Consider the following 16322-nt stretch of genomic DNA (forward strand, 5'->3'; position numbering starts at 1 on the left):
TAATAACACTTCCTTATTTTTTATTTCGACAATAAAAGTTTATAGGAAGTGTGTATTATAATAAAGAAGTATCTTAGTCAAATAAGATACTTCTTTCTATTTTATTTAAGTGAAAATTAAATTAATATGATTAGCACTCGTCTGCCACCGTTTTTAGCGGTTTAGTTCTTTATCCGTAAAACGAACTCTGGCTATATGACTAGCTTCAATGACCTCAATATAAAACAAACGAACTCTAGGTTAATGTAATACGAACTTTTACCGGTTTTTCATTCATTTTATAATTATTATTCTGACTCTTAGATAAGGCAATATAGTATAATTAAATATATATTATTAGTCGAAATTGTAAAGGGATCATGGTTATATAAATAAGTTTTTATTGGGAGGATTGCAATGAAAATAAAACAAATTTTAAATCGATTTTATGTAAGTGATATTGACCAATCAATAAAATTTTATGAAAAAATATTATGAAAAATGTAATATGAGATTTACATATTCTGAAGCAAATTTAAAATTAGCACAAGTAGGAAATATTTTAATTATAAGTGGTTCAGATGAAGCACTAAAGCCTTTTAAAGATACTAAAGCAACATTTTTAGTGGATTCTATTATTGAATTCAAAGATTTTTTGTTAAATAACGGAGCAACAGTTATAAGAGATTTAAAAGTAGTTCCAACTGGAATGAATATGACTGTAAAACATTTAGATGGAGCTATAGTTGAATATGTTGAATATAAAAATAAACCTTGAAAAATTATAAAACATGTTTCGCAACTTTCTTATATGCTAGTTACAATTACCCATATATCTAATGATATATGGGTAATTTATTAATTGCGTATTATTCTAAATGTAACACAATACCAATTGAGTTACTTTCACATTGAGGCTATTACATATTCTTAGGGTGAGGAATACTAGAAAGTTGTCTATGAATTTCATCCCTGGACTATCCAACTCCATTAATAAAGAAATCTAATAAAAATATAATAGAGGCAAACAACATCATAATGCCTGTAACTAAATATAGCTTGTTTTCTGTTTTATTTTTATACTTATAAAGAGAAGCAATTGCAATTTGAATCCCAATAATTGCCATTAAATCATTGTGCGGCATTTTACGAAACATTTTCCATAATGTAACTAATACTAATATAATAGTTCCTATTGATGATGCATAGTTTTCTGATTTAATTGTAACTTGCTTAGTTCTTTCATCTTCCCATAAATTTTCACGTTTGCTTTTTTCTAAAATTTCTTCTTTATTCATGATTAAACTACCTTCCTTTACTATTGCTCATTAGTCTACTCAAAGTAAAATAAATCTTCGAATTTTTTATCTAATGCAATGCAAAATATCAATGCTAATTTTGCAGTCGGATTAAATTGCCCTGTTTCTATTGAACTAATTGTTTGTCTGGAAACACCAACCATTTCAGCTAAATCTCCTTGGGATAGATTATTCTCTGCCCTAGCTATTTTAAGTTTGTTTTTTAATATTAATTCTTCCTTCATAAAGTACACTTCCTTAATTGTTGTAAAAACAAAGCTCATTAAAGGTTCAAGAGAAACGATAATGCTAAAATATAATATATCACTATTTAGCCCTTTTGACAATTTATGTTGTCAAATTTTCAATATAACTTGTCAAAATTATAAGAGTATCTATGGTTTTCATTTGTTATAGGGGTAAGGCAACTAACACAACACACAAAGGATTAAAGTCAGAATATTCATATATTTCATCACAAATAGCCCTCATATCATTGGATATGGGGGCACTTGATTTAAGTGTATATTTTATGTCATACTCGTATTCTATGTTGCATTAATATATATTTGTTGAAGGGAGATTTTATTATTATAAAACAGTCGATTTATACAACAATTGCAATATTCTTTGCTTATTTATTAAAAGGAATTACTTATTCTTTTGGAAATTTCAGTTTCGATAACGCACCATTATTTTCTTTAAAATTCTTTTGTGATATGGTTATTTTGATTATTTACTATTTAATATTCCTACTTATTATAAATAAGATAAGAACAAAAAAGAGTAGAGAAAAAGAATAATACCTTAAAATATTCCCCCATTGCAAGTACCCCATATCTAATGATATAGGACTACTTGATTTAAGTGTATATTGATATTTTGAAAGTAACACACTACTAATTGTGTTACTTTCACATTGGGTCTATTGATCATTCCTTAAAAATTTCATTCTGAATGTAACATAACGTGTTAACTTGCAACATTCAATGTATTATAAATCAATTAATCCATTCCATAAAAAAAGAAGGTATTAACCCTCTCTTACATTTCATATTCTTTTATATATCTATATAATGTCGCTTTGCTTACGCTCAATAATTTTGCAAATTCAACTCCGGTTATTTCTTTATCTTTCCACTTACTATAATACTTCTTGAAGTCTTCTGGTAAAATTCTATTAGGTCTACCCAACTTAATGCCTTTAGCCTTAGCATTCTTTAATCCCTCTATAACTCTACCCTGTATTTTCTCCCGCTCCTTATCAGCTATATAAGACAAGAAATTAATAAGCATATTGTTTATCGTATAATCTAATTTGGTGTCTCCTGTGCTTACTAATGGCGTATCAAGTATTATTACTTTTATATTTCTCTCAAAGAAATATTGCAGTTCCTTTGGTGTATCCATGAAGTTACGTCCTAACCTATCAAGTTCTTTTATTATAATTGTATCTCCTATTTTAACTATTTCTTTTAATGCTTTATACTGTAATCTTTCGAAATCTTTACCACTTGCTCTATCTTCAAATACGATTTTGTATTTTAGCTTATTTGAAGTAGCATACTCTTTTAAGGCTTCATGTTGACGATCTGTATTTTGCTCTTTGGTGCTAACCCTAATATAAGCATATACACTATTCACGCTTACAACTCCCCACAAATTATTTGTTGTTTAATTTATTACTAATAATATCATAAAACCTACGAAACCGTATGATACACTTTTGCAATCAATTGAGTGGGTTTATAGAGGATATTATCTGTCTTTTTCATAGTATCATTTAACTAATGTTATTGTATACGCTTATACGTTCCCACCTTTGTTACTTGGACAAAATTCGTTAATGCAATTATATAAGTATTTATGGTAAACTATATTTAAATAAATACTAAATTTAAAATAGAGGATGATACTAATGAGTAATACTAATTATGAAGTAAACCAAAAACTAAAACATTTAACAGAAGATGAACTAAATGAGTTAATGATAAGATATTATAATAATGAAAAGATAACTTCACTAATAGAAGAGTATAAAATTAATACAATTCCAAGTCAACTATGTTTACTGTTTCCACCAGAGATATGCGATGATACATTTTGTCCAAATTGTAATATAGCTATGATAATAGAACGAAAATCTAGAACTTCGTCTTCATCAAAGCGAAACCCAAAATGCTCTGTATGTGGTCATAGTGAAACTACTAACTGTAGGTGTGATTCATGTTCAGAAAGAAGAAAAGAAGCACAGCTTAAAGAAATTACGCAGAAAAAGGAAATGGAACTAAAGAAGAGACAAGTAATTAATGAAGTTTTTGAATTACACGATATTGTACCTATTGAAATGGCTGATTTAACATTTAGAGACAGATTGTACATAGGGTCTTTATTAAGACTAAGCTTATCAGAGGATATGCAGTATATTGAAGCAGTAGGTAAGGCAAAACGTGAATTATCACCTACAGAAGATCTAATGGAAGAAATTATACAATCATTGAAATCAAAAAATATAATTGTTATACACCCAAATTCAGACATTGGAGCATTTGTTGACGAAGAAGATGTTGATTTTCCTTATACGTATTATAGGTATTCTGTTAATTATTATTTGAATGTTGGAAAATCTTCACAAAGAGATACAGTTTTGAAATACCTAATGAACCCACCTGATATTGATATCATCAGTAATATAATGGTGGCTTCAATTTGGAAGGAAATAGCCCTTGCTGAATGTCTTCAGTACTTAAAGTATCAGATGGAAAAAGTGCATTTTAGTTTTAATCCCGGAGAAAAAACAATTTCTATCTTTGATGATCTTTTAAATGAATTTTCGACTTCTCAAGTTTTTGGAATTATATATAAAGGTATTACAAGTTCAACAAGATATTATCAAGAAAATAAGGTTAGTAGACAGCAGGCAGCTAATTCTGTTATTGGAGCTTGTCAAAGATATGCTGAAAGAGCCATAATTAATAATTGGGATATTTTAAAATACAGCAGAATTATTGATCTTCCTCAGACAGTTATTAGTGAGTTTTTCTTTAATAAATTGCTTAAAATCGGTGATGAAGGATTTAATTCTATCCCTAGAAAACTTTAACGAATATAACTATAAGTTTATTCTAAGCTATAAAACTATTACTTTATATGTTCATTCACATAATCATACTCATATCTAAATATAGTCTTGTTTTTTTGATAATAATATTTTTTTTGGGAACTATAAATATCTTCAACAGTTATTCCTCCAAGAAATTTGATGTTTTTGTCATTAATAAGCCGTAGGGCATCTTTTCTTGTTACAACATCATCATAGGAGAGATGGTTGCTGCTATTGCATATATACTGTTTAGACTTATAATATTCACCCTCAAATTCATAAAAAACACTTTTCTTGGATGCTATTATATCAACAATCATTGCATCACCTATTTTTATATTAAACACACTCTCATAATAGTCTTTTATATCTTCAACAGATTTACCAACAGGCTCATCTTCAATTAATTTTTTATTTAAACTCTTTTGAAAATAGTCTGCAAAATAGACATACTCTTCACCACTGTTTGAAATTATTTTAAAAAAGGAGCAACCCATTCTTTTATATTGGCTAATCAATGCTGAAATAGCTCTAAAACTCATTTTTCTTTTTTCCTTAATTATCGTTGTACCTTCAAATATTTTTGTTAATTCAGATAAAAGTCTATCAATTTCCTCCTTTGTCATCATTCTATAATCTTCTTCAAATCGCCATATCTTTTTCTTATAATGGGTTTTAATCTCTCTGCATACATCGCTGATATACCCATATCCACGTGTAGAATTGTATATTGTTTTTGAAGCCTCTTTCATTGAGCTATATTTGATTCCTGTATTAAGGCAAACAACAGGTTTTGATAACTCATTCCTCATCGCTTCCGCTTGTGCCATCTTACCCTCTTCAGATAACGGGGTATGTTTCCTTCCTATATTTCCCTCTGAAATTTTTCTTTTATGTTCCTCTGATAACGGCGGCCTATGGCTCATCTCATCTTTATTTTCTTCTCCGCCATCAGTTCCATCTTCATTTTGTGATTCTTCATACAAACTATCTTTTAACGCCTTAGCAATACTATTATCAATTTTAAAAGCATCATTCTGATGATTAACAATAATGTTTCTGAACTTTTCTAACTTTTCAGGTGTTAATAACTTTGCTGTGCCCCAGTATTCTTCAAACAAACTATCTAAACCATCAAAACACTCGTCCTCCTTATCAATACCAATATTAATTCTGCGATTATTCTTCAATCCTCCATTAGTGAAATTGCTTGAACCTACAATAATAAGAGATTTATTCAAAATATAAATTTTAGAATGAAAATGCTGATCAATATAAAATTTTATAGTAACATTATCACAATGTAGAATTTTTTCTAGAGCACTAGGCGATGTTACAACGCATAAACGCACAATTAATCTTATATTGCATTTGTTTTTGATAAGGGTATCTAAAAATGCGTTTTCAGTAAAAAATGGAGTGGCTATAGAAGCCCATTTACTGTACCAAAACTTATTAAGAGTATCAATAAGATAATCTCCTTTGTCTTTTGAATTTGTAATTAGCAATTTCATTGCATTTCGCCCCAATTTTTTTAACTCATTTCCAAATTGTTTAAAATTGTAGTATTATAATTACTTACATTTTAAGTTATTGTGAAATATAAAAAAATATAACATAAACATTAAAAATTCAGTACAGTATATCATATATTACATATTATGTATCACATTATTAAATCCTTTATTTATATCACTTTTTATGCTTAAATATCGTACGATGATAGTATTATCTATTTTTAGTGGCATGAGGCAAGGAGACCTAACAGCCTTAACCTGGAGTGACATCGACCTTGAAAATTTTACTATAAACATTGATAATTCATTACAACACTTACCTGGTAGAGAAACTTTCACAAAAGTACTAAAACTAAAACAATGAGATTAATCTCCGTTCCAGTTTCAGTAATAGAACTATTAAAAAAATATAAACTGTGGCAATCAGAGGAAAAACTAAATTTAGGTGAATTATGGCATAAAGAAAACTCTTTTTTATTTACCACATATGATGGCAAAGCTATTTTCTTAAGTACAATCAGCAAATGGTTTTTAATTTTCCTTAGAAAACATAACGAGTTAATAACCAAAGATGATAAAATCTCAGATAAAGAAAAATACTTACTTCCTGAAGTTAACTTCCATGGATCAAGAGATTATGGTGAGTGTAGTACATTATACTTCTTGTTAACAGTATAATATCTTAAATCACTCACCATAATATCAACAACTTTAAAACTACTCACACAAGGAATTCAATCAGTTCATCAAATCACCATCTTCTTACCACCTCGGAATAATATCCGGAACTAAATTAGTATATGCAGTTTCAATTGCCTTTCTTTTCATTCCGCTATCTGCTCTTGCATATATTTCGGTTGTAGAACAGTCTACATGTCCCAGGAAATCACGTATATAAATTAGGTTTACTCCGGACTGTATCAGGTGCATTGATTTAGCATGGCGAAGCACATGTGGTGTCACAGCTAATTTTACTGCAAATAAAGGATTATCCTTCGCCATTTCCACATATTTATTTAAAATATATAAAATTCCCCACTGGGATAGTTTCTGTTTTTTTTGTTTACGAAAATATAATTATTTGCCTTTGCAATTCCAGGATGATACTTTTTTATATCTAGATATCTTGTTAGTAGTTCCGATGTTTTACCCATAAGTGGAACCTGCCTCACTTTTCTATGTTTTCCATAAAGTGTTATAACCACAGGTGACGAAACACGAATGTCTTTGACTTTAATGTCCGTAAGTTCTTGCACCCTTGCACCGGTATCGTATAACACACAAAATAGCACCATATCACGGAAGCCTTCGTAATTAGAACAATCTGGTTGGTTTAATAGGATTTTCATTTTTGGGCCGGTCAGGTATGAAATCATTGGCTTAGGATGTTTCTTGCTTGGGATGGAAAGACTTTTATGGAGTTCATACAGATTCTCTAGTGATTCTTTCAGTACATACCGTAATAAAGAATGAAATACAGCTAGTCTCTGGTTACGTGTGGAAATAGCACATCATCTTTTTTTCTCAAGCCAGTCTAGATAGTTAATAATCAATTCTGTCGTCATGTGAGACATCCGTATTCTTTCGGGGTGCATTGATTTCTCTTCTTCACAGAATATCAGAAACAGTTTTAATGTATCTCTGTAAGAAGCTATTGTGTGTCTACTGGCATTTTTCTGGCCGGGGAGGTATTTTGAAAAAAAATATGACAGGTACTTGGGGAAATCAGCTTCCTTCATGTTATATACCTCCTTTTGGAATGACGTAATTGAACGCGGCTTCTGTACTACTGATGATGTTAGGATATAAATCACCTGTTAGCCTCAGATAATACTGAGTACCTCTGAAATCGGAATGTCCCATATATGCAGCAAGGTAAGGTAGTATATTTGTAAGTTCTTCTCCTGCCATAACCCAGCGTTTAATGCATTTAACAGCAAAATTATGTCTTAATAAATCCAAACGTTTAGATTTACTAAGACACACCTACGCTACCATATTGATTAGCCAAAATGTAGATGTAAGTACAGTATCTAAAAGACTTGGTCATGCTAGAACTTCGACAACTATGGATATATATAGTCACAGCCTACAAAGATCAGATTCAGCAGCAGCATATAAACTTGAAAATCTATTTAATAAAAAAGAACGAAATAAAAAGCAGGGATTATAAAAATCTCTGCTTTCTTATCGTATTCTATAGTAATCTTTTGTGTTTTATTGTATCAATAAACACCAAATAAACGCCAATTTAATGTTTGTCATGTTATACAAAAAAAGTGATAGGCACCTCAAACCTTTGAGATGCCTACATTCGTCATGGTGCGTCGGACAGGAGTCGAACCTGCGACCAACTGGTTCGTAGGCAATACGTCAATATATATCGCCATTGTATATTTATACATTATAACAGAATAAATATACATTAACAGTCCTGTTTTATACCCATTAATGTATAAAAACAGCATTTACAATACCAATTCGGTATATAATATGCTATTTTTGTTTGCCACTGTTTGCCAATAACGCAAATAAACTTTATTAAATATTCTATTTGTCTCGATTTACCTTATGCCTTCAAGAATTGAATCTATGTGTTCAGATAATGTTTCGCCACCTTTATGCAAGTCTTCCTTATTCATATTTGCATATATGCGTGTTACCATTTTTCCGTCATTATCTCCCATTAACATTTGTACAGTCTTCAAATTAATATTCTTTCTAAAACATTCTGTACAAAAACTATGTCTAAACTTGTATAAATTGTATTCACTTACATTTAATCCATGCTTTTTCAAAAGTCTTTCATATACTTGACTGTAATCACTATATTTCCACATTTGACCTTTACTTCCGCAAAATAAAAATTCTTCTGTTCCATTTTTACATTTCATCTGCATTAGTTTAGTATTTCCTTTTACTTCCTCTTCCCAATTTTTAAGTATACTCAATAAATTTTTACCAATTTTAAGTTTACGAATTTGAAATTCAGACTCTCCTCTATCACGTACATTCTTTAAATCTGTAATTATTGCAATAGATACTCCTTTTCTCTTTTGAGATGCAACATCATGTTTTATCTCATGACTTAGAGTCCTTTCAATGTTTAGCATGCCACTTTCATAATCAACGTCGCTGAATTTTAACGCCAATCCTTCTGAGGGTCTTAATCCTAAATACATTAAGATGTTTACCCAAACATGCATCATATTATTTTCTTTTATAATTTCAGAAATCTTTGTATATTCCTCCCTCTTAAATGCTAAATTTTTCTTATCTTTATATGCCTTAGATCTTGGTTTCTTTACTTCCTCCATTAAACCCTTTGTAATTATTTCTCCCCCACCCAAACTCGAAGCATACCTAATTATTACACTCAAAATATCATAAATCTTATTAATCGAGCTTTGACTAAAAGGTTTAGATTTCCCACCCTTTCCATAGTTCTTTTGGGTTAATGAATTAATAAATTTACTTAGTTTAAAACAGTCAATTTCGCACATTTTATAATTCCCTAAAGCTTCAGTAATATGACGAGATGCATTTACTTTTGTATCAAAGGTTCTTGAACTATCTCTACCATCTATACTTTCTAAATATTCAGTAATATAATCTTTAAAACACATCTCCGCTTTAGGATGTTTTGGTTCTTTGACAAAAGCAGAATAAATAACCGGTGCTGTCTCTTCCACAGGTAAAACTTTATTTTCACATTGAAATTCACCATGTTTTACCCATAATTCTTGTTGTGTATCAGCGGTTATTACCTTTCTCATACGTTTATGGTTTTCATCATAACCAAGGCTTAAAGCCATACACCATTTTTTCCTTTGTTCATTCCAATAAGCCTTTATTTCTTTAACTCCTGCTTTTTCCATTATTACCCACTCCTCATCACTCAAATCTTTAATCTCATTTGAATTGGTATGAGGGTAACGCTGATAGCCAATTAAATCAATAGGTCTTTCTTCATTTTCTACTAATGCAATTTCTCCATTAATAAATCTACTCAAGTCTACAAATTTTACTAGTTCCTTTTTACTACCCACAGCAGTTAGCTCTCCACAATCTATAAGGTCTTTTACCTGCTCAATATCAGCTCCAAGCTTTTCAGCAGTCTCCTTTAATGTGTACATTAATTTTCTTTTACTTTCTTTAATAAGTTCCATAAAATTATCATCCTTTCATCTTTTATGTAACTTAATATCTAACTGCTTATTTACTTGCTTATTATGAAATCTAAATACGTTCCTTAAAATGTCCAAACAATTGTAATGTTTAGATTAAATCACCCTCTTAACTCTTACATAACTAGCATATAAAACGAACTAAATTTTTTTGTTATTTCTAATAACCATGGTAATATCTTTTTTATTATAAAATTTTTGTTTCTTGTAACTAGTCATAAATCTGTTTAATTAATCACCCACTAAACATTCTAACAATAAGTTCTTCTGCTCCTTCTGGATATCTGAAAGTAGTGTGCTAGAAAGTAGGTACTCTGCATAACCAATCGAACGTTTATTAATGTTGTCATAAATAAAATTAATTTGAGATTTTAAATAAGGCTTTATTATCTGTAGAAAGTCATTAAATTCATCGTCTGATAAACTATTATTCAATTTTGTCTTAGGCAATTTCAATCCTATATTTTCATGTAGAATTTTTTTATTGGAGTACTTATTTAACACGTCAGCCAAAGCTTCTTCGTACATGTCCATATTTGCCTTATCATAAAATAGGATCTCTGTAAGCATTTTAGATGTAAATACCGATGCTATTTTTGTTGAGTCATAGTATAGTTTAGCTGTGACTGTTCGATAGGCTATCCTTGAGCCTAATTTCTGTATCTCTTCATGTACATTTCTCATAGTATAATTTTTATTTAATAAATATATTTTGGACTCATTTGTAATAAATTTCGTATTTAATAACAAGTCTATAAACTGCCTTATAAAGTCGTTTCTTCTTTTGTTAAGCTTAATTGTATTAATAGTATATGGCTTTGGCTTATCTAAGATACGCCCCTCAGAATCCACAAATGCATAAATTATTTCTTTTAGCTGCGCTAATATGTTTCCCTTCATTAATCCCCACTCCTCATCAATTATTTTCACATGTCCGCTCTACACCTTTTCACTTAAATACACTAATAAACATAATTTTAAAATTTTTGTATTCTTTATACCTTAGCCATTTAGTTTTTAATTCATCAAATACCTCCTGTTTTTAATACTTTTAAACTCATAAAACCCCTTACTACATTCATTTCGAAGATTACATGTTTCTAAATTTACTTAATACTTTTGAATCTCTTAGTACATTATTTATTAACTTTAGTGCTCTTTTTTAGGTCTTTTCCGTAATAAAATAATACTATCTTTAGCCTTTTCCAAGTAGAAATGGGATGTCTCAAAATAGGTTTCTAATTAATTTATTATTTGAGATATTTCAAATTGTTTAATAAAAAATAAAAGCTATGAAATTTAAGATTAGTGTCTCTTAATTTCATAGCTTTTTACAGTTTAAATATGCAAGTTATATTTATATAATTCATGAATCGACTTTTCATACATCACTTTCTAGTAACCTATATTGTTATTATAATTTTTATATGTCTATAATTGTTGATTACTGTTTCCTCTAATTCTAATCCTAATCCTGGCTTCCACACATTTTACCAACGCCTCCATGTATTTATTATTCTCTTTAACTCTATTGCTCTCCATGAATTTACCATCAGCTACTAACTTAAATTTAAGTAGATCTCCATACCCAACTGCTGATATTACAAAAGTCATGTTACTAATCTGATTGACACTGATATCATTCTTCTTATATACTAACAACATAATTAATACCTCCTCATTTACTTACTACTCTCTCTCATAATTAGGCTTGTTTTTAAGCTCTGTGTGGTTTGTTTTAATCTGTTAAACAATATATTTCACCTACAATTCTTTTCACTTGATACGACTCGTTTAAACACAAACACTATATTTTTATATCACTATATCATTTTCACATTTTTCTAATCACTTTTTTATTTAATATTTATTTCTCAAACTCTTTTTCTCTTAATTTTTCATTACTTTTATTTTTATTAATTTTCGACACCACTGTATACTATAAAAAACTGCTAATGAATATAGTGTTTTTTCATTAGTAATTTTAAATTATTACTCTCTCCTTTAATCAATCACAACATATTATATTTATTAGATATTGTTGTAAATGCAGTAAGTGCTATTTGTTTTTAGCTACTTGTATATATTTAATGATTCTCCTTCGTTTATTAAATGTTTGCTGTTTATGCCTTTACTTTTATTCATATGTTATATATTTTAAATTTTATTAAACTTTCTCAATTAAACAGGTATATATTTAATTGCATACCTATTAAACTAATTCACTAATACTGCTATGTTCTTTATGTCTCTTCTGTTAATCATATATCTTCCTCCCATTCTTTATTTAATATTATCTTTATATCCTTAATGCTTTAATTTTAGGCAATAAAAAGGTCAGCTATTAATTTCTAATTGCTCACCTTTTTATCCTATTTATATTATATAGCCTAATACTTTACTCCTATAAACTTCCTCCCATTATTCCATCTACTATCATTTTTATTGCTTCTGCTCTTGTCATTACGTTATACCAATTTGAATTTCCTTTTGAATCAGCCTCTACTATTCCTTTCTCTGCTGCTAAATTTAGTACTTTTACATCAGTACTATCCATTACTTTATTTGCTATCTCGTATTTTAAAGCTGTATCTACATTACCTTTGTATTTAAGATATATATCTCCACCATTCTTAGTATCTTTAAAATAAGAAGTTTTAACTGGTGCTTCACTGCTGTTTATTTCTAGTACAGCATCTGTATATACAAAATTTGTTACTGCATATATTCCTTCTAGTCTTGACATTGGTTTAGTTATGTTTGATTTATCTAGACCAAAGTTTGTGTTCATTAATACTGCATCTTGCGTATTTTTAACATATGGTGTGTAATATTCTAATCCTATGTCTTCTGCTAAATAATCAGCGTTTGTTACATATATTGCTGATGCTCTAGTATTTGATCTGTCTAGCAATACTGAGAACTCCGCTCTTGATATTGGCTCATTTGCTCCATATATACCCTCTTCTTTTCCTGCTGTTAAACCAAAGTATGTTTCTAATGCTGCATAGGGTGCATACCATTCATCACCTGTTATATCTGTGTATGCTTGTGAAGCCGCTGTTCTTAATGCTTCTTTTACATCCGGTTGTTGTATTGCTGTCTGGAAATTCTCACGTCTTAACATTGATGATAGAACAGCATCTCTTCCTCCTGCATATAAAATTCCTTTCTTAGTATTTACACCTAATGACTTGTCTTTTACATTTACTGTTGTTCCAAATGCTTTATCCATTGTAGCCCTTAGCTGAGGAAAATTATTTAATTCCCATGTCTCCTTTAAATTCATCCAATTATTTCTTCCTCTATATCCAGTGTCTAATTCTATCCCTAGCATCTTTTGTACCCCATCTGCTATTGGTCTGTCTGATTCAGCTATATTCTTTCCTGTATAAGATGGTACATTTGCATATATTAAATCTCTTGATACAGTTGTATTGTATATTGCTGGTACTTCCGCTATAACTTCCTTAGCTACAACGAATGCTGGCGCAATAACCTTTGTACCATTTTTATATGACATTCTGAAAACTACGCTTTGACCTACTGATGTTTTAGCTACTATTGGTACGGTTAATGTAGCAATTTTTTTTGTTACATCCATAGTGACTTTTGCTACCTTTACCGTTTTTAGGTTCGTGTTACCTATTGACTGAACCAAAACGAAATCTGTTACTTTAGGTGTTGCAGTCACACCATTAAATATTACCGTTACTTTACCATTAATGGCAGTAACATTCTTAATGCTAGTACTTGCAAAAGCATTGTTAGGTATAATTATTAGCGTAAATAAAAAAGCGCAAATTAAACCTTTAGTTATAGTTGATAATTTCTTCACTTAATATCCCCCTTGTAATCTTTGTTTTACATATGTTAGCTTTTTTGCATTTTAATAAACAATATATGAAAATATTTCCTATAAAATATTATAACGTACACTTATTATAAGTGCAATAAGCAGTTTCATAAGCTAGAATTAGTTTATTTGGTGTCTAACCTAAAACCCTTTAACTTACTATATTAACTGTATTTATTGCTATTTTTAAGAATAAAAAGAGTGCACCTAAAAAAATAAGTACACTCTTTATCTTGTTTTATTAACTTCCTATAAACGCTATTCTATATCTTTAAGATGCTAATTTTATACTACTAATGTCTATAGTCTTACCTGTGCTGTTATCTAACCAGTTTCCTGAGAAGTCTTTAACGTATACTTTTCCACCCCCAATTATATCTTTGCTTATTTTATCCACATTACTAGCATCATTTGCATAAGATAAGTCATATGCTTTATTTCCTATTACTACACTACCACTTACTACCTTGGCTAAATCCACACTATTAGTTATTGTTGTTGTGGTTGTTACTGGAGTAATAACTACAATTGGTGGCGTTACTACTGGTGAAGTTATATTATCAGCCGTAAATACATATTTTACTGCCTTACTTTCATGTTTTCCTACACTCTGTACTGTCATAAATAACGAATCTCCATTCTTATAAACTCTATCAACTGTATTTATTGTTGTAGTTGGCTTTGATATATCTACTGTTCCCTTGCCTAATACATTATCTATTAATACATTCGTATACACATTTACTACATCACCTTGCTTGAATGCACTATTATTTAATGTTACTACTACTGCACTACCTGATGCATTATTTGCTATTGATACTGAGTTTGATAATATTGGCATTACTGATATATTAGTATCTACTGGAGGTGTAACTACTGGAATTGTATCTGTTGTTTCTAAATGCTTACTTATATCAAAGTTATAAGTTTGACCTGTAGAACCAGGTGCTAATATTTCTTGCTCCTTTTTCATATATGCATTTCCTGAATTACTTTGTATATGATGTACTATTGAAAATTCATCTAGCCCAGTATCTGATTGTTTATATCCTGGTATTAAAAATATTTTTCTGTTATTTCCTGTGTCATTCCATGTAGCATCTACCATTAACCATTTACCTTCCACATAAACTTCATTCCACATATGATTATCTCCGTATGCTTTTACACATGGTATTCCTACCTTACTGCATAATAATTGAACCGCTTTTGCATACCCCTCACATACTGCTTGATGATTTACTAACGCTCCATATGCACTTCCATCAATTACATCTCGTGTTCCGTGGTTATAACTAACCATGCTCACTACTTCGTCATTGATATATGCTATCTTTTCTCTGTCTGTACTAAATGTATTTGCTTTAGATGCTATCGTATTAGCTATAGACTCTAACTGCGGGCTATTCTCACATGCAAAATCATCAGCCTTCTGTACTGTGAACTTTATTACTGTACCTGTATCAGTTTGCTTAAAACTTAATCTTATATCATCATTGAACCACACCATTCCATAAATATCTGCATCTAAATTCCAGTCCATTAAGTCTGTTTGCTCATTAAGAGTTATTGATGTTGTCATTATTCCCTTTTTATAGTTGTCATATATTAATTTTTCTACACCTACTCCAAACATTGGATCATCTTTATATGATTGTGTAGTTTGTGCTGATGCTATACCTGTTAATGTTGATGATGCTACTATCGTTGCCATTAGTAACTTTGCTAATATTTTCTTTATTGACTTTGCCATTTTTTAATGTCCCCCCTAATTACCTCTAATGTGCCTGTTATATACATGGTTACTTTATTGTATCTAATAGACAATATATTAAATAATTACCATTAACGTATTATATCGTATGCCTATTATATCTGCAATAACAATTTTTTGTAATGCCGAAAACCTTATCACTGTGTTCTTTTAGTACTTATAAACTGTCACATATATTATTAATTTATGTTTTATATAATGCTATTATTAAATATTATTTCAGATGTATAATTTCGTTTATCTCTAGCCCTAAAATAAATAAACCACCAACATATTTATCTCCTTATGTGGATGGTTTATTTACTCCTGCTTATTAATTTATTACATTAGTTTTAGTTTAGTACATCTAATTATGTTTAACCTAATTGCTTGTATCTCTCTGTCTCTATATTCTATTGTAACTACCTTTTTAATTGTTTCCTTTTGTTTACTTGTTCAAATATATATACATTAATGATTGTTCCTTTGCTTTAATAAATAAATCCCATTGCACATATATTATTCTGATTGTAACTTGTGAGTTTGTAATTATATTTCTGTGCTATATCTACCATTCATTTAATATATTTTTATATCAATTAAATAGCTTATGCCTCTTATAGTTG

The 16322-nt window shown here is 29.6% G+C and carries 15 protein-coding genes and 1 pseudogene; 4 read left to right on the forward strand and 12 right to left on the reverse strand.

Annotation, left to right across the window (positions count from 1 at the left end; genetic code table 11):
* Positions 1 to 460 precede the first annotated feature (460 nt).
* The gene (locus KPL44_RS21855; RefSeq protein WP_367302966.1) at positions 461 to 757 is read left to right on the forward strand and encodes a VOC family protein; all 297 of its coding nucleotides are present in this window, start codon (positions 461 to 463) and stop codon (positions 755 to 757) included.
* Between the two features lie 199 nt (positions 758 to 956).
* Here the strand turns inward: KPL44_RS21855 and KPL44_RS21860 are convergent, their stop codons facing one another.
* The 3 genes from KPL44_RS21860 to KPL44_RS21870 form a co-directional block, all read right to left on the reverse strand.
* The gene (locus KPL44_RS21860; protein WP_216254870.1) at positions 957 to 1277 is read right to left on the reverse strand and encodes a DUF6442 family protein; all 321 of its coding nucleotides are present in this window, start codon (positions 1275 to 1277) and stop codon (positions 957 to 959) included.
* 35 nt (positions 1278 to 1312) lie between these two features.
* On the reverse strand, positions 1313 to 1522 hold the full coding sequence (locus tag KPL44_RS21865; RefSeq protein WP_151553675.1) for a helix-turn-helix transcriptional regulator: 210 nt from the start codon (positions 1520 to 1522) through the stop codon (positions 1313 to 1315).
* Positions 1523 to 2321: 799 nt separating this feature from the next.
* Positions 2322 to 2921, reverse strand: a complete 600-nt coding sequence (locus tag KPL44_RS21870) for a recombinase family protein (RefSeq protein ID WP_216254873.1) — start codon at positions 2919 to 2921, stop codon at positions 2322 to 2324.
* 274 nt (positions 2922 to 3195) lie between these two features.
* On the opposite strand from KPL44_RS21870, the gene KPL44_RS21875 reads away from it, so the two are divergent.
* Positions 3196 to 4380: a hypothetical protein gene (locus KPL44_RS21875; RefSeq protein ID WP_216254876.1), complete on the forward strand. Its 1185-nt coding sequence runs from the start codon at positions 3196 to 3198 to the stop codon at positions 4378 to 4380.
* 38 nt (positions 4381 to 4418) lie between these two features.
* On the opposite strand, the gene KPL44_RS21880 is transcribed toward KPL44_RS21875, so the two are convergent.
* Positions 4419 to 5894: a phospholipase D-like domain-containing protein gene (locus KPL44_RS21880; RefSeq protein ID WP_216254878.1), complete on the reverse strand. Its 1476-nt coding sequence runs from the start codon at positions 5892 to 5894 to the stop codon at positions 4419 to 4421.
* A gap of 363 nt (positions 5895 to 6257) precedes the next feature.
* Between KPL44_RS21880 and KPL44_RS21885 the strand changes: the two genes are divergently transcribed.
* Positions 6258 to 6575, forward strand: coding sequence for a hypothetical protein (locus KPL44_RS21885; RefSeq protein WP_216254881.1), 318 nt, complete (start codon positions 6258 to 6260; stop codon positions 6573 to 6575).
* An 84-nt stretch (positions 6576 to 6659) separates the two neighbouring features.
* On the opposite strand, the pseudogene KPL44_RS26120 reads toward KPL44_RS21885, so the two are convergent.
* From KPL44_RS26120 to KPL44_RS21895, 3 genes and pseudogenes are all read right to left on the reverse strand, one after another.
* Positions 6660 to 7273 (reverse strand): annotated as a pseudogene (locus KPL44_RS26120) (tyrosine-type recombinase/integrase).
* 135 nt (positions 7274 to 7408) lie between these two features.
* Positions 7409 to 7636, reverse strand: a complete 228-nt coding sequence (locus KPL44_RS25550) for a site-specific integrase (protein WP_253201902.1) — start codon at positions 7634 to 7636, stop codon at positions 7409 to 7411.
* Position 7637: 1 nt separating this feature from the next.
* Complete coding sequence (locus tag KPL44_RS21895) at positions 7638 to 7808, reverse strand: hypothetical protein (RefSeq protein ID WP_216254883.1); 171 nt, start codon at positions 7806 to 7808, stop codon at positions 7638 to 7640.
* 13 nt (positions 7809 to 7821) lie between these two features.
* On the opposite strand from KPL44_RS21895, the gene KPL44_RS21900 reads away from it, so the two are divergent.
* Positions 7822 to 8070, forward strand: a complete 249-nt coding sequence (locus KPL44_RS21900; protein ID WP_216254885.1) for a tyrosine-type recombinase/integrase — start codon at positions 7822 to 7824, stop codon at positions 8068 to 8070.
* 391 nt (positions 8071 to 8461) lie between these two features.
* On the opposite strand, the gene KPL44_RS21905 is transcribed toward KPL44_RS21900, so the two are convergent.
* From KPL44_RS21905 to KPL44_RS21925, 5 genes are all read right to left on the reverse strand, one after another.
* Positions 8462 to 10066 (reverse strand): tyrosine-type recombinase/integrase, encoded by a 1605-nt coding sequence (locus KPL44_RS21905; protein WP_216254888.1) that lies wholly within the window; start codon positions 10064 to 10066, stop codon positions 8462 to 8464.
* Positions 10067 to 10315: 249 nt separating this feature from the next.
* Complete coding sequence (locus KPL44_RS21910) at positions 10316 to 10984, reverse strand: hypothetical protein (RefSeq protein ID WP_216254891.1); 669 nt, start codon at positions 10982 to 10984, stop codon at positions 10316 to 10318.
* A gap of 531 nt (positions 10985 to 11515) precedes the next feature.
* On the reverse strand, positions 11516 to 11749 hold the full coding sequence (locus KPL44_RS21915) for a hypothetical protein (RefSeq protein ID WP_216254894.1): 234 nt from the start codon (positions 11747 to 11749) through the stop codon (positions 11516 to 11518).
* 739 nt (positions 11750 to 12488) lie between these two features.
* Entirely contained in the window at positions 12489 to 13922 is a 1434-nt protein-coding gene (locus KPL44_RS26125; protein ID WP_216254896.1) for an S-layer homology domain-containing protein, read from the reverse strand.
* A 289-nt stretch (positions 13923 to 14211) separates the two neighbouring features.
* The gene (locus tag KPL44_RS21925; protein ID WP_216254898.1) at positions 14212 to 15696 is read right to left on the reverse strand and encodes a transglutaminase domain-containing protein; all 1485 of its coding nucleotides are present in this window, start codon (positions 15694 to 15696) and stop codon (positions 14212 to 14214) included.
* Positions 15697 to 16322: the final 626 nt, after the last annotated feature.

Source organism: Clostridium sp. DSM 17811 (genome assembly GCF_018861905.1).
GTDB classification, from domain to species: domain Bacteria; phylum Bacillota; class Clostridia; order Clostridiales; family Clostridiaceae; genus Clostridium_AD; species Clostridium_AD frigoriphilum.